The sequence below is a fragment of the Lacrimispora amygdalina genome (assembly GCF_900205965.1).
Taxonomy (GTDB): Bacteria; Bacillota; Clostridia; order Lachnospirales; family Lachnospiraceae; genus Lacrimispora; species Lacrimispora amygdalina_A.
The window spans coordinates 184,933-209,903 of record NZ_OAOF01000006.1 but is presented as its reverse complement, the minus strand read 5'-3'; the positions used below and the strand labels follow the sequence as shown (position 1 = coordinate 209,903).

Annotated in this window: 24 protein-coding genes and 1 riboswitch; of the genes, 14 read left to right on the top strand and 10 right to left on the bottom strand. The window is 40.5% G+C overall.

Going from position 1 to position 24,971, the window contains the following annotated elements:
* Positions 1 to 14 precede the first annotated feature (14 nt).
* The 9 genes from CRO04_RS10865 to pepT all read left to right on the top strand — a co-directional run bounded on the left by CRO04_RS10865 (position 15) and on the right by pepT (position 9,709).
* Positions 15 to 587 (top strand): hypothetical protein, encoded by a 573-nt coding sequence (locus tag CRO04_RS10865; RefSeq protein ID WP_097004265.1) that lies wholly within the window; start codon positions 15 to 17, stop codon positions 585 to 587.
* Positions 587 to 1,918: a phage baseplate assembly protein V gene (locus tag CRO04_RS10860; protein ID WP_097004264.1), complete on the top strand. Its 1,332-nt coding sequence runs from the start codon at positions 587 to 589 to the stop codon at positions 1,916 to 1,918. The genes CRO04_RS10865 and CRO04_RS10860 overlap by 1 nt, the downstream gene beginning before the upstream one ends.
* Positions 1,919 to 1,926: 8 nt before the next feature.
* Complete coding sequence (locus CRO04_RS10855) at positions 1,927 to 2,457, top strand: hypothetical protein (RefSeq protein WP_097004263.1); 531 nt, start codon at positions 1,927 to 1,929, stop codon at positions 2,455 to 2,457.
* Between the two features lie 27 nt (positions 2,458 to 2,484).
* Positions 2,485 to 4,488 (top strand): hypothetical protein, encoded by a 2,004-nt coding sequence (locus CRO04_RS10850; protein ID WP_097004262.1) that lies wholly within the window; start codon positions 2,485 to 2,487, stop codon positions 4,486 to 4,488.
* Positions 4,489 to 4,511: 23 nt separating this feature from the next.
* On the top strand, positions 4,512 to 4,913 hold the full coding sequence (locus tag CRO04_RS10845) for a DUF3592 domain-containing protein (protein ID WP_097004261.1): 402 nt from the start codon (positions 4,512 to 4,514) through the stop codon (positions 4,911 to 4,913).
* Between the two features lie 1,111 nt (positions 4,914 to 6,024).
* Positions 6,025 to 7,086 (top strand): tetratricopeptide repeat protein, encoded by a 1,062-nt coding sequence (locus CRO04_RS10835; protein ID WP_097004259.1) that lies wholly within the window; start codon positions 6,025 to 6,027, stop codon positions 7,084 to 7,086.
* On the top strand, positions 7,076 to 7,630 hold the full coding sequence (locus CRO04_RS10830; protein WP_097004258.1) for a DUF2628 domain-containing protein: 555 nt from the start codon (positions 7,076 to 7,078) through the stop codon (positions 7,628 to 7,630). The genes CRO04_RS10835 and CRO04_RS10830 overlap by 11 nt, the downstream gene beginning before the upstream one ends.
* Before the next feature lie 31 nt (positions 7,631 to 7,661).
* Positions 7,662 to 8,264 carry a hypothetical protein gene (locus CRO04_RS10825; RefSeq protein WP_097004257.1) on the top strand — a complete coding sequence of 201 codons (603 nt, stop codon included), beginning with the start codon at positions 7,662 to 7,664 and terminating at the stop codon, positions 8,262 to 8,264.
* A 218-nt stretch (positions 8,265 to 8,482) separates the two neighbouring features.
* Complete coding sequence (gene pepT / locus CRO04_RS10820) at positions 8,483 to 9,709, top strand: peptidase T (RefSeq protein WP_097004256.1); 1,227 nt, start codon at positions 8,483 to 8,485, stop codon at positions 9,707 to 9,709.
* A 113-nt stretch (positions 9,710 to 9,822) separates the two neighbouring features.
* Here pepT and sufU read toward each other — a convergent pair whose 3' ends face one another.
* The 5 genes from sufU to sufC are packed head-to-tail and all read right to left on the bottom strand — an operon-like array spanning position 9,823 to position 14,731.
* Positions 9,823 to 10,266: a Fe-S cluster assembly sulfur transfer protein SufU gene (sufU, locus tag CRO04_RS10815; protein ID WP_097004255.1), complete on the bottom strand. Its 444-nt coding sequence runs from the start codon at positions 10,264 to 10,266 to the stop codon at positions 9,823 to 9,825.
* On the bottom strand, positions 10,256 to 11,482 hold the full coding sequence (locus tag CRO04_RS10810) for a cysteine desulfurase (RefSeq protein WP_097004254.1): 1,227 nt from the start codon (positions 11,480 to 11,482) through the stop codon (positions 10,256 to 10,258). The genes sufU and CRO04_RS10810 overlap by 11 nt, the downstream gene beginning before the upstream one ends.
* Positions 11,460 to 12,545 (bottom strand): SufB/SufD family protein, encoded by a 1,086-nt coding sequence (locus CRO04_RS10805; RefSeq protein ID WP_097004253.1) that lies wholly within the window; start codon positions 12,543 to 12,545, stop codon positions 11,460 to 11,462. Before CRO04_RS10805 ends, CRO04_RS10810 begins: the two co-directional genes overlap by 23 nt.
* A gap of 16 nt (positions 12,546 to 12,561) precedes the next feature.
* Complete coding sequence (gene sufB / locus CRO04_RS10800) at positions 12,562 to 13,980, bottom strand: Fe-S cluster assembly protein SufB (protein ID WP_097004252.1); 1,419 nt, start codon at positions 13,978 to 13,980, stop codon at positions 12,562 to 12,564.
* The gene (gene sufC / locus CRO04_RS10795) at positions 13,967 to 14,731 is read right to left on the bottom strand and encodes a Fe-S cluster assembly ATPase SufC (protein ID WP_097004251.1); all 765 of its coding nucleotides are present in this window, start codon (positions 14,729 to 14,731) and stop codon (positions 13,967 to 13,969) included. Before sufC ends, sufB begins: the two co-directional genes overlap by 14 nt.
* A gap of 247 nt (positions 14,732 to 14,978) precedes the next feature.
* Positions 14,979 to 15,093, top strand: a riboswitch (FMN riboswitch).
* A 158-nt stretch (positions 15,094 to 15,251) separates the two neighbouring features.
* Here sufC and ribD point away from each other — a divergent pair.
* Genes ribD through ribE form a run of 4 tightly spaced genes read left to right on the top strand, consistent with a single transcriptional unit; the run spans position 15,252 to position 18,685 of the window.
* Complete coding sequence (ribD, locus tag CRO04_RS10790) at positions 15,252 to 16,358, top strand: bifunctional diaminohydroxyphosphoribosylaminopyrimidine deaminase/5-amino-6-(5-phosphoribosylamino)uracil reductase RibD (protein ID WP_097004250.1); 1,107 nt, start codon at positions 15,252 to 15,254, stop codon at positions 16,356 to 16,358.
* A complete protein-coding gene (locus CRO04_RS10785; protein ID WP_097004249.1) occupies positions 16,339 to 16,986 on the top strand; it encodes a riboflavin synthase in 648 nt (215 codons plus the stop codon). Before ribD ends, CRO04_RS10785 begins: the two co-directional genes overlap by 20 nt.
* Before the next feature lie 10 nt (positions 16,987 to 16,996).
* On the top strand, positions 16,997 to 18,196 hold the full coding sequence (locus CRO04_RS10780; protein WP_097004248.1) for a bifunctional 3,4-dihydroxy-2-butanone-4-phosphate synthase/GTP cyclohydrolase II: 1,200 nt from the start codon (positions 16,997 to 16,999) through the stop codon (positions 18,194 to 18,196).
* Positions 18,197 to 18,217: 21 nt separating this feature from the next.
* Complete coding sequence (ribE, locus tag CRO04_RS10775) at positions 18,218 to 18,685, top strand: 6,7-dimethyl-8-ribityllumazine synthase (protein ID WP_097004247.1); 468 nt, start codon at positions 18,218 to 18,220, stop codon at positions 18,683 to 18,685.
* 64 nt (positions 18,686 to 18,749) lie between these two features.
* On the opposite strand, the gene CRO04_RS10770 is transcribed toward ribE, so the two are convergent.
* The 3 genes from CRO04_RS10770 to CRO04_RS10760 are packed head-to-tail and all read right to left on the bottom strand — an operon-like array spanning position 18,750 to position 21,705.
* Positions 18,750 to 19,757 carry an ATP-binding cassette domain-containing protein gene (locus CRO04_RS10770; RefSeq protein WP_097004246.1) on the bottom strand — a complete coding sequence of 336 codons (1,008 nt, stop codon included), beginning with the start codon at positions 19,755 to 19,757 and terminating at the stop codon, positions 18,750 to 18,752.
* Complete coding sequence (locus tag CRO04_RS10765; protein ID WP_097004245.1) at positions 19,754 to 20,455, bottom strand: GTP-binding protein; 702 nt, start codon at positions 20,453 to 20,455, stop codon at positions 19,754 to 19,756. Before CRO04_RS10765 ends, CRO04_RS10770 begins: the two co-directional genes overlap by 4 nt.
* A complete protein-coding gene (locus CRO04_RS10760) occupies positions 20,452 to 21,705 on the bottom strand; it encodes an ABC transporter substrate-binding protein (RefSeq protein WP_097004244.1) in 1,254 nt (417 codons plus the stop codon). Before CRO04_RS10760 ends, CRO04_RS10765 begins: the two co-directional genes overlap by 4 nt.
* A 200-nt stretch (positions 21,706 to 21,905) precedes the next feature.
* Here CRO04_RS10760 and CRO04_RS10755 point away from each other — a divergent pair, with 200 nt between their 5' ends.
* The gene (locus CRO04_RS10755; RefSeq protein WP_097004243.1) at positions 21,906 to 22,772 is read left to right on the top strand and encodes an EFR1 family ferrodoxin; all 867 of its coding nucleotides are present in this window, start codon (positions 21,906 to 21,908) and stop codon (positions 22,770 to 22,772) included.
* 52 nt (positions 22,773 to 22,824) lie between these two features.
* Here the strand turns inward: CRO04_RS10755 and eutC are convergent, their stop codons facing one another.
* Positions 22,825 to 23,595: an ethanolamine ammonia-lyase subunit EutC gene (gene eutC / locus CRO04_RS10750; protein ID WP_097004242.1), complete on the bottom strand. Its 771-nt coding sequence runs from the start codon at positions 23,593 to 23,595 to the stop codon at positions 22,825 to 22,827.
* On the bottom strand, positions 23,596 to 24,963 hold the full coding sequence (locus CRO04_RS10745) for an ethanolamine ammonia-lyase subunit EutB (RefSeq protein ID WP_097004241.1): 1,368 nt from the start codon (positions 24,961 to 24,963) through the stop codon (positions 23,596 to 23,598).
* Positions 24,964 to 24,971 lie beyond the last annotated feature (8 nt).

The following is a 24,971-nucleotide window of genomic DNA, read 5'->3' as shown; positions in this document are numbered from 1 at the left end:
AATTGGGAGGTACCATGAAATATAAGGACGAACAAATTGCATTCATGCGAAATGAGCAAAAGAGAAGTAAGTATATAAACAGCGAAACAGGAATGTATGTCGGCGACAGGCTGATAAAATTTCATCAAATAGAGCTGCTTTCCTTTTTTAGAATTATGATGCCAGAAGAGTTTACTCAGATGGACCCGGAACTGGCATCAAAAAAGTACCCGTCAGTTGACAGACCACAGATCATTATGACAGATGAGGCAGGTGAGGTTAACTTTACCTTTAGCCTGTTTGAGCAGGAGATTGAAGCTGAAAAGATTGATGGTACATTAAATCAATTTCAAATTATGATTACAACTGCCCAGCCTGCAAATAAATTCATGGGTAAAGGGCATGTTGAAAACGATGAATACCGGTGTGGCTGGATGGAATTTAAGAGCCATACTCTGGACGGAGCTGTATATAATCTTTTATCCATAACAGTAATAAATCAAAGATTTTTTTTAGGTCTTTTTAATTGTCCTTATGAAGCATGGTTGGAATGGAAACCGGTTATGCTGGAGCTGCTAAATACAATTCACGGAAAGGAAAAAGTATAATGAAAGCGATAAGTATCAATGTGAAACCATTTTCTATGATAGAAATTTTAGACTGCCAGATAAAAAAAGAGGTAAATGAACATATGCTGGCCTATATATCAGGTTATATTAGCGAAAAGGATGTTTTGGGCAAATTTACACCTGATACAGAAATTACAATTGAGATTACAGACGAAGATGGAGAGATACATACAATTTTTCGAGGGCTACCTGATAAAATATCCAATACGGAAGAAGGTTATTTAACTAAACTGGAAATACATGCAATTTCTAAAACAACTTTATTAGACACAGAAGAAAAAGTGCGGTTTTTTTATAATAAGAATCAGACATATAAAGAAATTGTACGTTACATTGTTTCTGAGAATGAAAATGCCAGTGTTATTATGAACCATGTTAGCGAACAATCTTGCAATATTATAGCGCAATACGGGGAGACAGACTGGTTTTTTTTAAAGAGACTGGCAAGCTGCTTAAATACGGTATTGGTTCCAGATTGTACGAACAGCCATATCTGCTTCTTTTTTGGATTACCCACAAAAGATGATGCAGAACTGGATGTGGAATTTTATGAAGTAAATATTACGGATCATGTACGGGAATATATTGTGGAATCCCGTGAGATACTTAATTTGTGCACACCTGTGGAGTTTCACGGTCACAGATTATATGTACATGGAATTGAGAGCAGACTTTATAAGCAGGAATTAATACATAAATATTGTTTACGAGAAAAACAAGGCTTTCAGGTAAAACCCTATGGAAATGAAAAAATAATAGGGGCGTCTTTTATGGGGGAAGTTTCAAAAGTAAAAAATGATGTTGTACGAATTAATTGTAACTATGGTTGCAAAGTTAATAATGAGGATACTGTTTGGTTTCCATTTGCCTCCGTTTATTCATCGCCAGAAGGCACCGGCTGGTATTGTATGCCGGAGAAGGGAGACAGAATCCGAATACATTTTCCTGATGAAAACGCAAATCAGTCATACGTAATAAATGCAGTTCATACGGAAAGTGATGGTGATATGCGTAAAAATCCTGAAGAAAAATCCATAAGAACAAAACACGACAAAGAAATACGTTTCACCCCTGAAAAAATAATGATTACAAACCATAAAGGATTATCAATTGTACTGGATGATGAAAAAGGGATTATGATTAATAGTAACAGGGTAGTAAAAATAACAGCATCAGAATCCGTAGAGTTTGCCAGTGGAGGGGAAACCAGCATTGTTGCAGGAAGAGGAATCATTTTCCGGGAGAATAATAATTCATTGATGATCTCTGATGGAATCAGCCATACAGGACTCACGATTCAGTATCAATAGGAGGTTTCATGGATTACTTTTGGATAAAAGAAGATAAGACTTACATGCACACTCCAGTTATAACAAACTTAAATGATATTGTTAATCGCAGAGCAGCCATGTCATTAGAGAATGCTATCAATATACCTGATATTAATGTGGGTTTTGCAAGATCCGAACGGCCGCTTGATTATATTGATGTATTGGATGGTCAATTGTTCCTGGTTAATGAGGGTGTAAAAAAGGTGTTTTCCATCTATGTGCGTTCATTGCAATTTAAGACGGTGTGTATTTTAAATAATTTGGATGGGAGCAGCTGCAATTACTATGCGCCTTTATTTGTTAATGTAGACTGTCTGCCTGACGAGTACAAGGCTGTAAGAAATAGAAATAAACTGGAAAAGCTGATTATTAAAGCAAGTTCTGTCGAGGATTACAGTGTATTTAAGATTGCTGGTATTGATACAGATATTGTTATTATTCGCCTGGATGTGGCGGAGAGTCTTCTTAGAAGAGATATCAGAAAACTGACACTGGAGCGTGTTCAGTTGGTATATTAATACATATAATTGATAGGGTAAGTGATTATGAAAAATTTGAGTGGAAAGATGAAGCCTAATTATCTTTTAGATTCGTCATACGTTATGTGTTCCTGTGCAAAACAGGCTCCGGCAAAATGTAAAAAGCTGGATACAGAATGTTTTGAGTATTACAGACTTTTAAGAGCAACCGATAAGAATAATGGTGTATTTGGTAAGGACAGTCCGTTTATCAGGGATATTGACTGCGAGCCTTTTATAAATCTGGATAAATTCGGGTGCTGTCAGGCAGATAATTATGTCAATGCAATGAACGACATTGTTTGTAATTTAAACAAGACTATGAAGCTTTACCCAGTGGACAGTCCTCAGTATCAGGCATTACAGAATAAATTTTTGTATTATTCCGATTGTGTAACAGCTGCTATGAATCAACAGGGTATTCCAAAACTGGGGCGTAATTATCCTTGTGTACTGGAATTAATAGACAGTTGGTTTAATACAGATGATAAGACCAGAATGAGCAATAAACTGGAAGTAATAGCACAAATGAAAAAATTGCAAGTAAGTTATATGAAACAAATCAGGGAATCGCTTGCAAAATTGAAACAGGGCTCTAATAAATATATAAAGGATGAAGGCTTTGCTCCAGAACTTGCATATGCATTACCAATGGGCAAAGAAGGACAGGGAAATTTAAGTTTACCGAATTGGAATGATACAAAGCCGGAGGTCTCTAAGAACTTATTAAACTATTTTGATGAAAATGAAAAGAAAAAAAGAGAAAGAGAAGAAGAAAAAAGAAAAATTCTCAGTAAGGAATTGAATGCACAGTCTGACATGATCAAGCATGTGAATGATTATTTAAAAGTTGTTAGTGAATGGGCAAATTCAAATAATACAACAGTATATAACGCAGATGAAGATAATGATTCAGATCTTGTTTATATCGATGACTTAGATGCTGTCTTGTCAGAGATTAGTAAATTAAAAAGTAAATCCTCCGTTGCCTTAACAAGTATCAAAGGTTTTGAAACTATTGCCAGAAAACACGGAATTGAAGATAAAAGAAGTAAGTTGGAGCAGGAGATACAGAATATTAGTACTAATTTTAATACACTAAGTACAGAGATAGGTAAGTTAAGAAGTAATATTTATGAGCGGCCTATTGTGACTGAGGATTCCTTTTTGGTCTGCAGATGTGGCGGTATTATTAAGGTAGTACAGAATGGAAGTTGGGTGAATATTAGTAAAGGCAGGATAGAGGGGAATATTATAGATCTGCTTAAGTTTGCTGAGGATCGTATATATAAGGATTATATAAAAAGTTCCTATGGGGATCAGCGGTTTTCTAAAATTAAAGCGTATAATATAGTTCACGGGATTATTTTATATGCAACAGGATTAGAAGAAGCAAAGCCTTATTATATTATTGATGAGGAATGTGAAAAGGCAAGAAAGCCTGCTGCACATGTAGAGATTAATATAAGACCTGCTAAGGATGTCTTAAAACAGGCAAAATATGGGGAAGCAGCTGCTAATGCGATGTCTTTGATGTCGGGTCCTTATTCATGGGTTGGAGTCGGTGTAACTATGGTTTTATCAGTTGCTGATATAATCGAATCAGAAGACTTTTTAACATGGGACAATTTTAATTCTTTTGAAGCAATTGGTAGTACTTTATTCGAGACTATTCCGATAATTAAGAAAACTATGGATAACGTGGTTCATAAAGTATTTGTTGATTTGCTTGGATATTATGCTAAAATTGCAACAGTTTTCACTATATTTGAGGATCTTTTTTATAATTCACATGCTTATTTTGCTGGCGAGATCAAAATTACAATTAGTACGTATTGCGAAGAATATCAATTTAAAGGTACATATAATATTATGGGAGATAAAGAAGGAGTTTATTCGGGTAGTTGTAAGCCTATAGAAAAATCTAAATTTTTACTACAAGTACCCGAAGATAATAGGACAGCCATAAAGTATAAGATCTATGAAGATGGTATATTTCAAAAAGGTGAATTTAACGATATAATGTATTAACTTATAAAAAGGAGTATGAATGTATGATTATTATTTGTTTAATTTTTATGGGGTGCTTTTTATTATTTATAGTATCTTTAATTAATAATGCAAAAACACGTAAATATAAAGGACGTGCAGAGGGTGAAATAGTTAGTATAAATAAAACTATTAGCAACGGAAAAAATATGAAAATTTATACTTATTATCCTATTTACAAATATGTTGTAGATGGTATTACATACCAAAGAGAATTTCCATTTGGTGAAGAATCACCAAATGATATTCCTATAGGCAGTAAAGTGATTTTAAAATATGATATGAAAGAACCGGAAAAATTTATTGTTTCTGGTAAAGAGAATGTTTGGTTAGGTCAAGCTATTATTGGATTAATAATAGCACTTATTATGCTAGCTATGTTAATCGGCAAATATTTAGGTAATTAATCAACAATTTACATAAGAACTAAACATAAGATTGAGATATGTAAAGCCGGGAAATATTTATCAATAATTATTGTAAGGTAGTGTAAAAATGTTTGGAGTTATTTTAAATTGTATCATATTCCTAATTGGATTTACCGATACATTTATTGAATGTACAATAATGATAATTAGAACAAAAAACTTTAAAGTTTTGCTGACGAGTCAAAACAAGATGTGTTTATAGGTAAAAAAGTAACACTTCAATATGATAAGAATAATCCTTTTAAATATGTACCAATAAATAAAGAAAAATTTTGGAAACATAAGGCAATTGGAGCATTTATGGAAATGATTTCTGTTCTTATTGTTATGATTTGATATTATTCAAACAATTGATGCTACTTCTTGATATGATTTGTGTAAATAATTTTAGTTTCTGTTAGATCAGGGAATGGATATAGTAATTTGGGGAGTATTCTATAGAGATAAGTGGATTAAAAATATAAGGAGAAAGCCCAGTGTTTATTATATATGTTTTACTTTTATGTTCTATTTTATTATTTTTAATATCATTTATTAATAATATAAAATCTCATCAATATGATGGAAGATCAGAAGGAAAGATAATTTCCCTAAATATAGTTTGTCATAATGAGAGAAATAGTAAGGTTTATATATATTATCCAGTTTATGAATATACTGTGGCTGGAATCACTTATTAGGAAGAATTTCCTTTTGGTGACAAATGTCCGAATAATTTAGTAATAGGAGAAGAAACAATTATAAAATATGATAAAAATAATCCAGAAAAATTTATTGTTTCTGGAAAAGAGAATGTTTATTTAGGTCAAGCTATTTTCGGCTTGGTTATGTCAATTATTATACTTGCAGTAATAATTGCTAAGCATTTAGGTTTATAATAAAATATTTATTTGAAGAATGCATAGGAGATATGATGAGAAAATGTTTTAAATATTTAGTTTTTATTCTCATTATCAGTATCCTACTTACAGGCTGTCATAAAAGAACGCTAACGCTAGCAGATGATACCTGGTATATCGTGGATAATAACTGGATTTTAATGCTTTGTGAGGAGGCGGAATAGGAAAACTACAAGAGCCTTGTCATACAGTTGAAAGAAAATGGAGATGTACTGAATTCTGTAATAGAACAATTGCAGGAAATAGAGCGCGACGCAAAAACAGAAAATGCGTTAGGTGTTGCTTATTTGCGGCTCAGAAAAATTGATGATGCAGAACGCCACTTAAAAACAGCTCTAGATCTGTCGGTTACGGAAGAAGAAAAAGCCTGTGCATTAACAAATTTATCAGAGTGCTGCCTATATCAAGATAAAAGAGATGAAGTTGATCGCTATGCAGAAGAAGCTTATGAAATAGATATCTCAGATCCAGTAAAACGCCTGATTCTGGATACCAATATGTTAAAAAAGAAATACCTGAATAGTGAATTAAGTTATAAGCAGGTGATTAAAACCGCAAAAAAACTAATAAAACGAGAAAGAAAATTATTAGGATCAAATCAGGCAATCGGGGCCTACACTTATTATATGATTGCACTTGCCAATTTTAACTATGTTGGTAATGACGTAGGTATCCATTATATGAAAAAAGCATTACAATTAAATCAGAATACTCATCAGTATAAATCTGTAGAGGCAAATCTCTATCTTGAATTGGGAAATTATTATTATAATAATTCAGAAGATTTTGATAAAGCATTGAATTGTTATAATAAATGCATAGAAATTTTGGAGAACTGGCAGGCAAGAGATCATTACGATTTACTATTTGCTTATGGCAGAAGAGGTGCTCTCTACTCCTTTATAAGACAGGATCAATATAAAGCAATTGAGGATTATGAGAAAGCTATAGCTCATTGTTCATCGTACCCAGAGTTGGCATATTCAACCTATATTGAGTTAGCATGGGCATATGAAAACTTAAAACAACCTGAGCAAGAGGTTAAGTGTTATGCCAGAGCATACTATCTTTGGCAGCACGAAGGATTTAATGATCCATTTGGCAGGTATAAAGACATACTAATATATGCGTACAAAAATCTTGTACAAACAGATTTGGATTATGAAACTTGGTCACAGGAACAGCTTAAACAGGCAGAGGCAGATTTAAAAGAAAAATGGGGAGAAGTGAGGAGTGACGAAAATGGACTATGATGAAAGCCAGATAGGCGGATATTCAATATCAGAGATAAGAGAATATCTGGAAAAAAATCAAGAAGAGTACTTAAATAGATTCAGACAAATTGATAGAAAGAAAAAATTCAATGGAGCCGCTGCATTTTTTGGCCCATTATGGTTTGCTTATCGAATGATGTGGATAGAAGGATTCTTATTATGGTTCATTTCTTCTGTAATAACATTATTTGCTTCGTTTATTATTTATATGTTAGTTTTAGCAAATATAATTTATACGAAAGATTCTGTGGGGGTGTTGTTATTTTTACTTTGGATTGTAAAATTTCTGATATTAGGAAAGCTGGCTGATTCCATCTATTGGTGGAAGATAAAAAAAAGAATAGATGCTTCTCATTGGGAAGATGGGAAAAAACGAAGTATCATTCAAAAGTTAGCGAATTCTGTAGAGTGTAAAGGGGCATCTATATGGTGTGCAATTGTTTTTTTCTTTTTATTAGATTTTGGAAACGTTGTCGTAGGAGCAATTGGAATTTCAATGGCTTCAGTAATGGCTCATTTCTAGACGGGTTTATTAAAAGGAGGAAGCTTGATCATTGATTAATGAAGTAAATTTAAAAAATAAAGTTATAAATGAGCTGCAGACTATTGCAGATGATCGTTATCTTTGGTATTCACAGAAGATAGAAAAAGAAATTGATACTTATATTGCTGAGATTACTGAAGGTCTGAAAATTGTACTTAAGAATATTTACAGCCAATACATAAAATTACAGGATTTTGGCGAGGTAGGGACTCTGAACTGGATATATTTATCGTTTTTGCATACAAGCTTTTTAGATCATTCCCCATGCTATAAAATCGATTTCTACGATAAAAGAGACTGCATTTCAGAAATTGAGTGTACAGAATTATGGGATTTTAAATATATATTTGATTGCTATTATAACATTGAAAATCAGATTATTGAAAAATTGAATAAACAGACCCGCGTTATAAGGCATGAAATAAATGATATGCTAATACAGCTGCAGCAAAAGTTTCACAGTTTAGCAAATGCGTGGATTATCACTATTATAAATAATATTTTAAAAGAGGATGATGTGTTTATCTTAAGGGAGTCTAATGTGAAATTTATGCTGGGTGATTATTTAGATAATTCTGAATTGATTGCGGTATACGGCGATGAAACAGAATAGAAACCCGAGAGAATAATATTCAGATATGGTTTTTCAAGCTTAATAGACATTAAAAGCGCATTATGGTATAATAAGGAAATCCAATTGGTCCTTTCTGGTAATTTTTCCGGATGATCCGGAGAATACTACCTGAATATACAGAACCTTCAGGAGAACTGGACCCGGCTGAATTCCTACATGCCGTTACCAGAAATATATTGAAAAAGAGGCGATTAACAATGTCAGAAGTGATCAATCATTTTTTAAAATATGTATCCTATGATACCCAGTCAAAGGATGAGGTTGACGCTGTTCCAAGTACTTCAAAACAGCGGATCCTTGCGGAAGAACTGGTGAAAGAGCTACAGGCTATGAAGGCTGCAGATGTAAGAATTGACGAGCACAGCTATGTGTATGCTACCATTCCGGCTACCATGGAGAAAGCGGTTCCTGTACTGGGATTTATCGCTCACATGGATACCTCTCCAGCCTACTCTGGCGCTGATGTAAAACCACAGATCGTAAAGAATTACGACGGTAAAGATATTCTGATGAATGCGGATACAGGACTTACCATGAGCCCGGAAGATTTTCCGGATTTATTAAAATATATTGGACAGGATATTATAACTACAGATGGAACAACCCTTTTAGGAGCTGATGACAAGGCCGGCGTGGCTGAAATCATGACTATGGCAGAGTACTTACTTGCCCATCCGGAGATTCCTCATGGAACCATCCGAATCGGATTCACACCGGATGAAGAAGTGGGAAGAGGAGCAGATTTCTTTGATGTGAAAGGATTTGCCGCTGATGTTGCTTATACCGTGGATGGCGGTGGGTTAGGAGAGCTGGAGTATGAAAATTTCAATGCAGCTTCTGCCAGAGTTTTAATCCATGGCTCCAGCATTCATCCCGGTTCTTCCAAAGGAAGGATGAGAAATGCACTTTTAATGGGAATGGAATTTCATAACATGTTACCGTCAGCAGAAAATCCAATGTATACGGAAGGATATGAAGGATTCTTCCATCTGGATTCCATGAGCGGAAGTGTGGAGGAAGCCAGACTGGATTATATTATCCGTGATCACAGCAAGAAGAAATTTGAAGATAAAAAAGTATTTATGACCCGTGTGGCAGATTATTTAAACCAAAGATATCAAAGCGGGACAGTAGAACTTATCTTAAAAGACAGCTATTTTAACATGAAGGAAAAGATTGAACCCCATATGTATCTGATTGATATTGCAAAAACAGCGATGGAAGATCTGGGAATTGAGCCGTTAGTAACTCCGATCAGAGGCGGTACAGACGGAGCACGCTTATCCTACGAGGGACTTCCCTGTCCCAACCTTTGTACCGGGGGATATAATTATCATGGAAAATTCGAATTTATCCCGGTACAGTCCATGGAAAAGGTTGTAAAGCTGCTTCTTAAAATTGTTGAAAAGTTTGCTGAAAAGTAATTGTTAAAAATAAGTAATTGTTAGTATAAGTAAATGTTAAATAAAAATCAAAGCGTCCGGAATCGGTTTCAGGATACACTTCCAAAACCAGATCCGGACGTTTTTTGCTGTTATTATTTATTCTCTGTTTCTTTTTCATCAAGGATTCCCATTAATGTATGCCATGGAAGGACAGCACATTTCACTCTGCCCGGCATATGGGAGATTCCCTTGAGAGCAATTGCATCCTCCAGGAATTCCAACTGCTCCTCATCTGATATTTCTCCTTTTATCATTCCAAGAAAGGTCTGAAGCAGCTTCTGAGCCTCCTCTACCGGCTTTCCAAGAATGAGATCAATCATGAGAGAAGCGGAAGCCTGGGAAATGGCACAGCCTTCTCCGGTAAATCCGGCGTCTTCAATGATTCCATCCTTCACCCGAAGTTCCAGAATTATGTCATCGCCGCAGCTGGGATTGACTCCTTCCAGGCTGGCTGTCGCCTCTGCTACCTTGTGACGGTTTTGACCGGAACGGCTGTTTTCCACAATAATCTGATTATATAAAGCGTTAAGCTCCATACCCCATCCACCTCCTTACCTGTTTTAAGCTGTTTAAGAATACCGAAATATCTTCTTCTGTATTATAGATGGCGATGCTTGCCCGGACGCAGGAGCCAATCCCCATATATTCCATTAATGGCTGGGCGCAGTGATGACCGGCACGGACTGCGATTCCTTCTGAATCCAGAATGGTTGCAGTATCGTGGGGATGAACCCCCTCTACATTAAAGGAGATAACCCCAAACCGGTCACGGCTGTCTGTACTGCCGTATACAGTGACATAGGGCAGAGCATTAAGCCCACTAAGCATCTGATCCATCAGTACATGCTCATGGTTGCGGATTGAATCCCAGCCTATGGAAGTAATATATTCCATGGCCGCCGCTAGACCTGCTTCACCGCCTACATTTCTCGTTCCCGCCTCGAAGCGGCGTGGTACTTCTGCATAAGAAACGGTTTGTTCATGAACGCTTGCAATCATATCACCTCCACTTAAAAAAGGGGGCATTTCCTCAAGCAGTTCTTTTTTACCATATAAAACGCCAATACCCATGGGAGCGTACATCTTGTGACCGGAAAATGCTGCAAAATCCACTCCAAGTTCTTTGACGTCAATCGGCATATGGGATACACTCTGAGCGCAGTCTAAAACCACTGCAGCACCGCATTGACGGGCGCGTGCCACAATGGATTTCACCGGAGCTTCCGTTCCCAGTACATTTGATACGTGAGCTATAGCAATCAGCTTTGTACGCGTGTTTATTTTTTGATCCAGTTCCTCCTCTGTAATCCCCCCGTCAGATCCCGGATACAGATAAACCAGCTTAGAACCAGTCAGCCTTGCAACTCTCTGCCAGGGAACCAGGTTGCTGTGGTGTTCCGCCACGGAGATAAGAATTTCATCCCCTTTTCTTAAGAACTCCATACCGTAGCTGTAAGCGATCAGATTAAGAGCTTCTGTAGCATTCTGGGTGAAAATAATTTCCTCCGGGTCTGCATTTATAAAGCGGGCCGCTGTCTGCCTGGCGTTTTCATGAATATCTGTAGAACGGACGCCCAGGGTGTAAACACCTCTGTGAGGATTGGCATTATCCATGCGGTAGTAATCATCAACTGCCTTTAAAACAGACAGAGGCTTGAAGGAAGTCGCTGCATTGTCTAAGTATATCAGTCTCTTTCCATTTTCCGGTACGGAAAGTATGGGAAACTGATCAAGAATCACATTCATGTTCATCGAGCCTCCTTTCAATGACATTTAGTATCTCCATGCGCAGATCATCCGGAGTTATTTTATTAAGAACAGGCATAAATCGGGCTTCTACCAGCATACGCTTTGCCTCCGCCAGGCTGAGCCCTCTGGAGCACAGATAATAAAGCTGTTTTTCATCAAACTGGCCCAGAGTGGCTGCATGCTGTCCTTCCACAGCCTCTTCACCGCAAAGGATTAATGGGACGGTCCTGTTTCTGGCGCTGGGGCTTAACAGAAGAACGGTTTCATTTTCGTGCCCTACTGAGTGTGCGGATCCTGCCTGAAAGTCAATGGTTCCTCTTAAAATCTTGCTGCTGGTGCCTGCAAGAACCCCGGCTGTATGCATTTCGCTAACCGTTTCTCTGCCGGTGTGGCGGGCAATGTCATTAAAGTCAAAAATCTGTTCTTTATCAGCAAAGTATGCAGTATCCTGCTGGTAGTCGCCTCCCTGACCCTCCAGATAGGCCGCAGAACCACACGCTGCTGTTTTTCCTCCCAGAACGGCACGAATGATTTCAACCCTGGCACCTTTTCCAATGCGTGCACCTACTGTGTCAAAGCTATGGCTGTTTTGCCCTAACAGCTGGATCGAAATCAGACGGATAACAGAATTCTCCTGCGCATCAATTTGTGTCAGGCTTCCAATCATACCGTCTTTTGCATCCCCGCGGTTTATCTGAACTACCGTGAGATTACTTCCTGGATTCGCATTTATGGCATAATGAGCTCTGATAACTGGCTTCGCACTATCCAGAGTCTGGGTGATAATAACAGGCTCACTTAAGGAGCCATCCACCAATAAATAGCAGGTTTTGTCTGCGTCTTTCCTGATAAACTCATTCATCCATTCACCCATCCCACCTGGGATTGAGGCGATTTCTTCCGGAAGATCATCCATCAGACTGATTCCGTGAGGAAGAAAACCGTCATAAGGAAGGTGGTCGCCCGGTAAATATTCTCTGTCCGGAGGCAGCGCTTTTTTATCCAGCCAGTTTACCCCTGTCCGGTTCCAGGTAGGAACCGGGAGCCGATTGATTTGTGTATTCATATTTGTGTTCCTCCTTTCAGCCGATGCTTCCCTTCATTTCAAGATGTATGAGATTGTTCATTTCCACCGCATATTCTAACGGCAGCTCCTTGGCAATAGGTTCTGCAAACCCGCCTACAATTAAAGCTCTGGCATCATCCTCGGACAGACCGCGGCTCATTAAGTAGAAGATTGCCGATTCACTGATTCTGCCGATTTTTGCCTCATGACCGATATCTGCCTGATTGCAGGAGATATCCATCACCGGTATGGTGTCAGAACGGGAAATACTGTCAAGCATCAGTGATTCACAGGAAACGGCTGATTTGCTTCCCTGTGCCTTTTCCGTAACAGTTACCAGGCTTCGAAATGTGGAGTTGCCTCCATCCCTGGATATGGATTTCGTTGAAATATGAGAGGTGGTATCCGGTGCAGCGTGAAGAACCTTTGCGCCGGTATCCAGATTCTGGCCTTCTCCGGCAAATGTGATGCCAGTGAACTCCATACGCGCCTTTTTCCCTTTTAAAATGCTCATGGGATAAAGATAGGAGATATGGGATCCGAACGATCCGGAGATCCATTCCACAGTTCCTCCTTCCTCCACGGAGGCACGCTTTGTATTTAAATTGTACATATTCTTTGACCAGTTTTCGATGGTGGAATAGCGGAGCCTTGCATTTTTACCCACATACAGTTCCACACAGCCGGCGTGAAGGTTTGCAACGTAGTATCTGGGAGCAGAGCAGCCTTCTATGAAATGCAGATAGGCACCTTCCTCCACGATAATGAGCGTATGTTCAAACTGGCCCGCGCCTGGTGCATTCAGCCGGAAATAAGACTGAAGGGGAATTTCAACCGAAACTCCTGCCGGCACATAAACAAAAGAACCTCCGGACCAGACTGCTCCGTGAAGAGCCGCAAACTTGTGGTCGGACGGAGGTACCAATTTCATAAAATGCTTTCGTATCATTTCACTGTAAGGGCCTGTAAGAGCGCTCTCTATATCCGTGTAGACCACGCCTTTTGACGCAACCTCTGCCCTGACATTGTGGTAAACCACTTCTGAGTCATACTGTGCCCCTACACCTGCCAGTGATTTCCGCTCCGCTTTGGGAATTCCAAGACGTTCAAAGGTATCCTTGATATCGTCTGGGACATCGGACCACTTGGCTTTCATGGTTGATTTGGGTCGGACATAAGTGACAATCTGATCCATATTCAGCTCGTCAAGAGATGGTCCCCAGGAGGGAATCGGTATCTCATTATACAATTTCAATGATTTAAGTCGGAACAGACGCATCCATTCCGGTTCATTTTTTTCCTTTGATATCTGGTTCACAATCTCAGGAGTAATGCCGGAGTCCATAAGGAAGGCCGGGTCCAGCTTGTCTTTCACATCATAAATGGTGCGGTCAGCCTGGTCGACTCTTGTTTTTTCCTGTTTAAAGTCTTTCATAGAAGCCAGCCTCCTTTCCCAAAACGCCGAATCCTTCCTGCGTAATTTTTGAGATCAGTTCCCGGCCGCCTGTATATGCGATTTTGCCTCCTTCCAGTACATGTACCACATCCACATCCAGACCTTCCAGAATACTGGCATTATGTGTAATGATAAAAAGCCCGTTTTTACGGTTTTTAAAAGCACGGATTCCCTTTGTAACGGTACGGACCGCATCTACATCAAGACCGGAATCCGTCTCGTCTAAAAGAGCCAGCTTTGGCTGAAGCATAAGAAGCTGGAGAATTTCCGTTTTCTTTTTCTCTCCACCGGAAAAGCCAACATTTAAGTACCTTTCCCCATAGCTGGGATCCATATCCAAAGCTTTCATCTGTTCTTTCAGTTCCTTTTTAAACTGCAGGATCTTTGGAGGACGTTTTTCCAGAGCACCTTTCGCTGTGCGAAGAAAGTCCTCCAGAGTAACTCCGGGGATTTCCTCCGGAGCCTGGAAAGAGAGGAATACACCTGCTCTGGCTCTTTCATCTGCTTTCATTTCCGTTATATCTTTCCCATCTAAAAGAATCTGCCCGCTTTCAATCTGATAACGGGGATCTCCCATAATGGCGGATACCAGTGTGGATTTTCCTGTTCCATTTGGTCCCATGAGGACGTGAAGCTCCCCTGATTTTATGGTGAGATTAATCCCATTTAAAATGATCTTATCCTCCACAGAAACAGTAAGATCCTTAATTTCCAGTAATGTATGACTCATATATCAATCAACCTCCTTTATTCCCTGTATGGGAATTTAATGGTTAGTTTTTACTAACATATCTTTGTGCTTTCATACTATACCAAATTAGTATGAAATGCAAGTATATTTTATTTTTTTATAATCATAGTGAAGATTTTGGGATTTCAGAACTGTCTGAAGAAATAAGTGAAGGCAGTAAGCAGAAGAAATTTCACTTTATTCTTGACATTTCTTTATGAAGGGAGTATTATTACCCCAATTGAACAACAATCTTCAGGGCAGGGTGTAATTCCCTACCGGTGGTATAGCCCACGAGCCGCAAGGCATGATTCGGTGTAACTCCGAAGCCGACAGTAAAGTCTGGATGAAAGAAGATGATGCAGTTTTTTCATATTTATGATATATCTGCTGATTAACACGCTCTGGAATGATCATTCATTTCAGAGCTTTTTGTGTTAAAAGCCATAAATAACGGATGATTGCCCAAAATGCCCTGAGCCTTGTGTTCAAGGCATTTTTCTTTGAAAGGTGGTCCGATATGAACGATATGGAAGGTATGAGTCTGGCGTTGCAGCTGGCTAAAAAAGGGTGGGGGTTTGCGAATCCGAATCCCATGGTTGGTGCTGTAATTGTAAAGGAGGGAAGGGTAATTGGAACTGGATACCATGAGCGGTTTGGTGGTCCCCATGCTGAAATTAATGCACTCGCTGACTGTAATGAATCTCCAGAGGGAGCGACTCTCTATGTAACTCTGGAGCCCTGTTGCCACTATGGGAAGACACCTCCCTGTACTAAAGCTATTTTAAATGCAGGAATACAAAGAGTGGTGGTGGGCAGTCAGGACCCTAACCCTCTGGTCAAAGGAAAAGGGATCAGATTCCTTAAGGAAAAAGGAATTGCAGTCACGCAGGGAATATTAAAACAGGAGTGTGACAGGCTCAATGAAGTTTTTTTCCATTTTATTCAGACAGGAAAACCATATGTTGTCATGAAATACGCCATGACAATGGATGGGAAAACAGCAGCTTATACCGGTGACTCCAAATGGATTACCGGTGAAGCTGCAAGGGAAAACGTTCATAGAGACCGGCTCCGCTACAGCGCCGTGATGGTGGGAATTGGTACAGTTATTGCAGATGATCCCCTTTTAACCTGCCGGATAGAGGGGGGACGTAATCCGCTCCGCATTATCTGTGATACAGCCCTGCGGCTTCCCCTTGCATCCCGGATTATGGCGACTGCAAATGAGATTCCGACTCTGATCGCAACATCTTGTACGGATCTGCAGGCACAACAGCCTTATTTAAAAGCCGGATGCCAGATTTTATCACTGAACCAAAAAGATGGACATCTGGATTTAACAGAACTTATGACAAAACTTGGCGAAGACAAAATTGACAGCATATTGCTGGAGGGCGGCGGTATTTTAAACTGGTCGGCACTTCAGGCAGGAATCGTAAACAAAGTGCAGACATACATTGCGCCAAAGCTTTTTGGAGGCTCCAACGGAAAAACACCGGTAGCAGGCTTAGGCGTATCCAGCCCGGAGGATGGTTACCTTCTTACAAACACGTCAGTGACATATCTGGGGGAAGATATTCTGATTGAAAGCGAGGTGAAGCCATATGTTTACAGGAATCATTGAAGAAACAGGCGTACTGAAAAAAGTACACAAGGGAGCACATTCCGCTTTGCTGACCCTGCAGGGCGATGTGATATTTGATGATCTTGAAATTGGAGACAGTGTTTCGGTAAATGGTGTATGTTTAACGGTTTCTGGACTTTCTTCCCATACCTTTCAGGCAGATGTGATGCATGAAACATTAAACCGCTCTTGTCTTGGCAGGCTGCATTCCGGAGATTTTGTTAATCTGGAACGTGCAATGGCGGCAGACGGACGTTTTGGCGGGCACATTGTTTCGGGACATATTGATGGTATCGGTACGATAACTTCTGTTCGAAGGGATGACAATGCCATCTGGTACACCATTGCCGCGGAGGAGAGGATACTTCGTTATATTGTGGAAAAAGGCTCAATTGCACTGGATGGCATCAGCCTGACAGTGGCTTCGGTAAACAATACGGAGTTTCGGATTTCTGCCATACCCCACACAGTAAAATCCACCACCCTGTCATACAAAAAAGCAGGAGATCCGGTTAATCTGGAAAATGACCTTATTGGAAAATACATGGAAAAACTTTTATTACCGGTTCCGGATAAGCCGCAATCGGGCGGTATCACAAGAGAATTCTTAGCAAAATCTGGCTATTAGGAGGAAAAAGATGTTTGAGTACAACACCATAGAAGAAGCACTTAAAACGCTTCGGCAGGGGAAAATTATTCTTGTAACAGACGATGAGGGACGGGAAAATGAAGGTGATTTCATCTGCGCCGCCCAGTTTGCCACCACTGAAAATGTCAACTTTATGGCGACACATGGAAAAGGGCTGATCTGCATGCCCATGAACGAGGAGTTATGCCGGCGCCTGGATTTGCCGCAAATGATTTCAGAAAACACAGACAATCATTCCACCGCCTTTACTGTTTCTGTGGATCATGTGAATACCGCAACCGGAATCTCAGCAGCAGAGCGGTCATTAACTGCAATGAAATGCGTAGATGACAATGCAATTGCCGCAGATTTCCGCCGGCCAGGACATATGTTTCCTCTTCTTGCAAAAAGAAACGGAGTGCTGGAACGGGGCGGACACACGGAAGCTACAGTGGATCTTATGCGTCTGGCTGGACTGAAGGAATGTGGTCTTTGCTGTGAAATCATGGGAGAGGATGGTACCATGATGCGGACTCCTGAACTGATAGAGCTGGCTAAGAAGTGGAAGATTCCTTTTATCACAATTGATGCATTGAAGGAATACCGTAAAAAACACGACAGGCTGGTGGAGCAGACATCAATCAGCGACATGCCTACAAAATACGGGGATTTTAAAGCCTTCTGTTTTGTTAACAAACTAAACGGGGAGCATCATGTCGCTCTTGTGAAAGGCGAAATCGGTGATGGGGAAAATCTTTTATGCAGAGTTCATTCTGAGTGTCTGACCGGGGATGCATTCGGCTCCATGCGCTGCGACTGCGGCCAGCAGCTTGCTGCGGCCATGACACAGATTGAACAGGAAGGAAGGGGCATTCTCCTTTATATGCGTCAGGAAGGACGAGGTATCGGACTGGTTAATAAACTGCGTGCTTACGCATTGCAGGACAAAGGCATGGACACACTGGAAGCCAATCTTGCATTAGGCTTTGAAGGAGATCCCAGAGAATATTACATCGGTGCTCAGATTTTGCGGGAATTGGGGGTTAAAACCCTGCGTCTGCTCACCAATAATCCGGATAAAGTATATGGACTGTCTGGATTTGGCATGGAAATTATTGAACGGGTTCCCATACAGATTCCGGCAAATGACCATGATCTGTTTTATTTAAAGACAAAGCAGAACAAAATGGGACACATTTTACATTATTAAAACAGAAAAGGAGAATTAAAAATGAAGGTTTTTGAAGGAACACTGGTACCAAAGGACGTCAGGATCGGCATTGTGGCAGCACGATTTAATGAATTTATAACATCAAAGCTTCTTGGCGGAGCATTGGATTGCTTAAAGCGTCACGGCATCGGTGAGGAGAACATTGAAGTAGCATGGGTGCCCGGAGCTTTTGAAATTCCGTTAATTGCTTCCAAGATGGCAGACTGCGGCAAATATGATGCTGTCATCTGTCTCGGTGCAGTCATCCGGGGCAGCACCACTCACTACGATTACGTTTGCAGCGAAGTATCTAAGGGAATTGCACAGGTATCACTAAGCAGCGGCATTCCTGTTATGTTTGGTGTTCTGACGACAGAAAATATTGAACAGGCGATTGAACGCGCCGGAACAAAAGCGGGCAACAAGGGGTTTGACTGTGCAGCCGCAGCAATTGAGATGGTTAGTTTAATCCGTGGCATACAGGCTTAAATCAAAGAAAATCCTCCAATTAAGGCTGTTTACAACTTAATTGGAGGACTGATAGAATTCTATTTTAATCTGCCAGCAGGTCAGGAGAAAGTGTATTTCCTGACCGAAGCTCCTGGCGTGCGGTCTGGATAAGAGAATCCATGCTTTCTAACTTTTCTAACAGCTGTTTTTCTTCTTCGTTCGTATCAATCACATGATTGATACCGCCGTTTTTAATGACAATCCGTTTATCTGCCATTAATGCAAGAAGGGGATCGTGAGTTGCCATTAAAACGATTTTATCTGATGTTACAAGAAGCTTTAATGCCTTTTTCCGATCGATTCCGGCATTTTCGATTTCATCAATCAAAACGATGGGAGAGGAACTTAATATGGCTGTATCTGCAATCATAAGCGCTCTGGACTGCCCGCCGCTTAAGCTGGTAACGGGAGTGGTAAGTTCAAATTTTTCTCCCGCTAAGTCATTGGCAGCGGCTATAATTCGGTCTATCACAGACTGAGGGTCCAAAACCATGCGGCTATCCGCATGCATCCGTAAAAAGTCCAGTACCGTTAAATCCATAACAAAGTTCATGTTCTGGGAAAGCTGGGCTACCAGCTTATTATTTGAGGAATAACGCCATTTCATATCAGGTACTTCGCCGTTTATTAATATGCTGCGCCCGGTAGGCGTGTCATTTTGAGCCGTCCATTCAATATCTGCCAGAAGACGGCTTTTTCCGGAACCGGTAGGTCCTACTATGGATATGATCTGGGATGTCTCTACGGTCAGCTCCTTAAAACCTTCGGCAATTCCTGATTTATCGTGACCTGGCAAAATAGTCAGTGACTGTACCTTCCGGTCATTCTCCATTCCTAAAAACTGACGCATCTGCTCCAGATAGACAGGCAGGTCCGACAAAAGCTTTGCTTTATCAATCGCCTGGTCTTCCAGTTCTTCTTCTGAGAAATGATTTAAATATTCCTCAAATGTCTGATCCTCAAACCCAGCGACACTAAGCTTATTCTGCTCAAAATATGCGGCAGCAAAAGGATATTCCTCCAACAGCTTTTTTATGCTCATATTTATCATTTTTTATCACCGCCTAAATCAATTTTCTTTACATTACCCATCTGATACGCTTCCCCGATTCTTGTTTCTCCCAGACAGTAGGAACACAAAGCGGAGGGCATGGGGAAACGAAGCTGCATACCCTGAACGGACTTAATATTCTGGTTTTCATCGTATAGAATACTGGCCAGTTCGTAAGCCCCCTGTCCGGTCAGCCCATTTACATGCATGGTAATGGCTCTTGGATTTACAGAGCTTACGCAGGAAGCAAATACCTCCCGTTCCGCCTGGGAAACAATATCGCCTTTTGTAATTACCACAAAGTCGGCAGATTTTAGCATAGGACCGATTTTTTTAGGGGTGTTGATTCCGGATAAATTATCAATGACACAGACACCTTTTACTTCTTTTAAATAAGGGGAACAGCGGTTGCACAGACCTGCTGATTCCGTGATAAGCAGATCAAGCTTATTTTCATTTCCCCAGTTAACCACCTCTTCAATATTAGAAGCGAAGAAGTGATCCGGACATAAAGCGCCGGATAAGCCCTTTTTTACAGGGATTCCCGCCTTTTCATAGGCAATATCATCATCTGTGTAAAGACAGTCAAATTTTACCACGCCCACTTTAATGTTTTTTGAATGAAACGATGAAATTGTTTTTAATATTACCGATGTTTTACCGGAAGAGGGCGGGCCTGAAAAAATAATCAGATTCATAAGAACTCCTTCTGTGCAGCTGCAAAAAACTGCTTTTCTATTGTTTTGATTAACTCACCGATATCATTGCTGTGAATAAAATCCCAGCCAATCCACATAAACTTCTGGTCTGGTGTTAAATGATTGTCTACCAGAGGATTGGTGGAAGGGAATTTCCCGTTTGAGGAAAGAATGTCTCCAATCTCTTTTGAATATAAAAGATCAACGAAAGGTTTTACTTTATCCTTATTTTTTGATTTTGCCAGCAGGAAAATCGGACTGATAATGGCTCCGTCTTTTGGCCATACCGGACGTATCGGGCTTTTCTCATCTGTCATGCTGGCAAAGAAATAGGGGGCAACCGTAATGGCCGGAACTTTATTTCCATCCTTTAACTTATGAGACTTAATCATCTGAGCGGGATGCATGCTCCGTAAGAGAGCTTTGCCCATCTTTTCAACTCCTTCCTGCCCATAAAAACGGTAGATATGAAGTAAAAATGCATTAAACATATCCAAATCCTTCATGGGAAGGCTGATGCTGTTTTCAAACTCCGGCCTCATTAAATCGGACCAGCTCTCAGGGAAGGGGCGGTCTCCTAAAACGCTTGTATTAACCATGAAAACTGCAGGCACAATCCCGATGATTGCATACTGGTTCTTGGGATCTTTTAGCGACAAGTTTTCATTGTCAAGATCAGGATTTAAATGATCCATACCGGAAAGATCTTCAAATACACCCAGATCCTGATAACCTCCGATCATTTTTTTATCAAAGAATAAATCAAAACCTGCGGAGAGATAAAGGTCTGACAGACCGTCAGGATTACCATCTGCTGTAATAACCCTGTCCTTTACATCATCAAGACCCAGATTTGCTGATTTTAAATGATATTCCACCTCATATCCCAGGGAACTTTTATTTTCCCCGAGCCAGGATTCAAATTTTTCTAAAAGAGGAATACGAACCGGGCAGGGAAGGACACCTTCAATCCGGATATCCCCTTTTTTTTCTGATTGTGCAGGGGTAAGTCCGTCTGTCAGGCTGGGAGATTTCTGAATAATTACTTCCTCCAGCTTCTTAATAAAAAGGTCCTGGTTAACCTTTTTCATAGCCAATGCTGTTTCTAATGAAATGGTTTTTCCAAGCGTTCTGCGCATAACAGGATTGCTTAAATTCTCAAAACCATTGGCAATAAATACTTCAATGGTTTCCGGATAGGTTTCTGTAATATGAAAGATCGTATCAGAAGCTCTAAAATAATTTGACATAATGATTCCTTTCTCTATGTTAATTGTAAGTTGGTTTCTGAAATTACGTTTATCATATCATAGTTTTTCTGTTTTGTTTGTTGTAAAAACAACTAATTTGAAATACTTATGATATTATTTCCTGTTAAGACACTATCTTTTCCATCAAGGAGATAGTATGATGAAATCATATAAATTTGATTCGCAGAGGGGGAATTACATTGTTAAAACCAAAAAAAATCACCCTGGCATATTTTACAGGGACTGGTTGTACAAAAGAAGTCTGTCTGTGTTTCGCACAGCAGCTGGCAAAGAATGGACTGGAAAGCAAAACCATTAATCTGGAAAGCCATGATCCGGGTAAATTAAAACAGCCTGATCTCCTGGTGATATTTTCGCCTGTATATGCGTTCCGCCTGGCTTCTATTACCGAAAAATGGGTCAAAGGCCTTCCGAAATCCAGCCGCACTATGACAGCTATCGTTCCGGTATCCGGCGGGGGAGATATCTCACCCAATACAGCCTGTACCATCGCCTGCAGGCGGATATTAAAGAGAAAGGGATATCATGTGATTTACGAACGAATGGCCGTAATGCCATCTAATTTCGGTATCAATGCAGGCAGGGAAATTGATCAGCAGCTGATACATATATTACCGGAAAAAACAAAAGAAATGGTTGAAGATATTATGGCTGGAAAACACCATTTTCTTCTGGCAAAACCCTGGGATCGTTTTCTTTCAATGTTGGGGAAAGGAGAGCATCTGGGAGCAAGATTTTTTGGTGCTTCCATTCACCCCTCTTTAAAGTGCACTCACTGCGGATTATGTTCGCAAAAGTGCCCGGTTCACAACATCAAGATGGAAGGGGGAAAGCCGAAATTCGGTTTTCGCTGTATCTGGTGCTTAAGATGCATTTATGCATGTCCGGTTCATGCACTGAATGCCGGAATCTTGTCCTCTGTAGTTTTAAAGGAAGGTTTTCGTTTGCAGGAATTGAAAAAACAGGAATATAAAGAGTTTGATACGGATCAGACGAATTTAAAACCGAAGGGAGCCTGGAAGGGCGTCGGTGAATATTTAAAATAGATAATGAGTGGGGCATATATTCTTACCTAAGAATATATGCCCCGCCTTATGCTTATAATTTTAAATCAATTCCGCTGGTTTTCGCTTCCATCATTGCATCCACAATGGAAATAATCTGTGCACCGGCTTCTACCGGAGGCATTCCATTCTTATGGATATTGGAAACCACCGTCCTCTGGGATTCCGGTTTCTTTGTGCTTGATTCATATGCCATATATGCACTTAAGCTTTCTCCGGTTGCAAGACCCGGTCTTTCTCCTATGAGAATAATTGTAACTTTTGCATTTAACACTTCACTGATTTTGTCCATAGTCGCGACCCTGGCATATTTTACAAAGATTGGATCACCTGTAGTATAGCCTTTTTCCTTCAGCCCGTCTATCAGCATGGGATAGATATCAGGAAGATTACTGGTAATCGCAGGGGAGCTAAGTCCATCACCGGCTATGATCTGTACATCGGCATCGTGTCTGCAGCTTTCACTGATTTTTTTTATTGTTTCATCGGAAAAACGTCTTCCAAGGTCCGGTCTTGTGATATACTCATCTTTATTTTTGCACAAGCTCTGAACATTTAAAAATCCCAGCTGATCCACCACTTTTTCATCCACCTCTGACCAGACTGCATCCATGGCAACTGCATGGTCGGCACGAAAGCGCAGATAAGTTTCTGTTTTCAATCTGGTTCCTGCCTTTCCGACACAGATTCTTGCAGCCGAAGTTTTCTTTAAACTGACGCAGGACTGATAGTCAACTGGCTGGTCAATTGTTACCCGATCTGTTATATCCAGGGAAGAGATATCCCTTACAAGGTCCTGGTCCATTTACTTTACCTCCTGTGTGAAGACAGATGGATCACCGGCCCGCTCCGTTAAATGTCCGTCTTCCATAATTCCCAGTTCTTCCATACGCTTTTCAAATTCCCGAATGGGTCGTTTCCTGCTGGTTTCCCGAAATGCCGCAGTATCATGATAGCTGGAGGACTGATACATCAGCATAATGTCATCCCCGGCTGGTATTCCCATCACATAATTGACACCAGCACTGGCAAGGAGAACGCCTAAGTTTTCAAGATCATTCTGACTTGCTTTCATATGATTGGTATAACAGACATCACAGCCCATGGGAATTCCAGTGAGTTTTCCCATAAAATGATCTTCCAGTCCAGCTCGGATTACCTGGGCTCCGTCATATAAATACTCCGGTCCGATAAATCCCACCACGGTATTGACACAGTACGGGTGATAACGTTTGGCAAATCCATAGCACCGAGCCTCCATCACCAGCTGGTCCGCATCATGATGGCCTTCGGATGAAAGTTCGGAGCCCTGGCCTGTTTCAAAATACATGAAGTTAGGACCTTTGGAACTTCTTTTTTCCATCATCAGTTCATACGCCTCATCCATTAATGCAGTGCTGATCCCAAAAGAGGTATTGGAGATCTGAGATCCGGCAATGGATTGGAACATTAAATCCATAGGACTGCCTTTTTTTAAAGCTTCCATCTGGGTGGTGACATGGGAGAGCACGCAGTTTTGGGTCGGGATCTTCCATTTATCCATAAAATCACGGAATGCCCGGAGGATTTTATCCGTTTGTTCCACTGTATCGATGGCAGGATTTAAACCAATTAATGCATCCCCGTTTGCATAGGAAATCCCCTCGAATACAGATGCCATAACCCCATTAAGGCTGTCGGTGGGGTGATTGGGCTGCAGCCTGGAAGCAAGAGTTCCGGGAAGGCCGATTGTTGTATTGCACGTTGCAGGAACAATCAGCTTTTTTGAAGCCACAATGATATCCAGATTGCTCATTAGTTTTGTTACACCTGCAATCACCTCAGCAGTAAGACCATCCCGGATTTCTTCAATGGCAGCGGCAGGAGATGCCAGTATAAATTCCCGTAGTTCTCCAAGCGTTATGGATTTGATTTTTTTATAAGCTTCCTCATCCACTCCATCCTGAATGACTCTGGTCACTTCATCCGTTTCATAATCGACAACCGGATGGTTGCGTAAATCGGAAACGGTAAAATCGGCAAGAACTACTTTGGCAGCAATACGTTCTGCCGCATCTGCTGCTGCAATTCCCGCCAGCATGTCACCGGATTTCTCCTCATTGGCCTTTGCAAGGACTTCTTTCACTGATCGGAATTCGTAGGTTTTTCCGAATAATCTTGTCTTTAATTTCACGTTTTAAC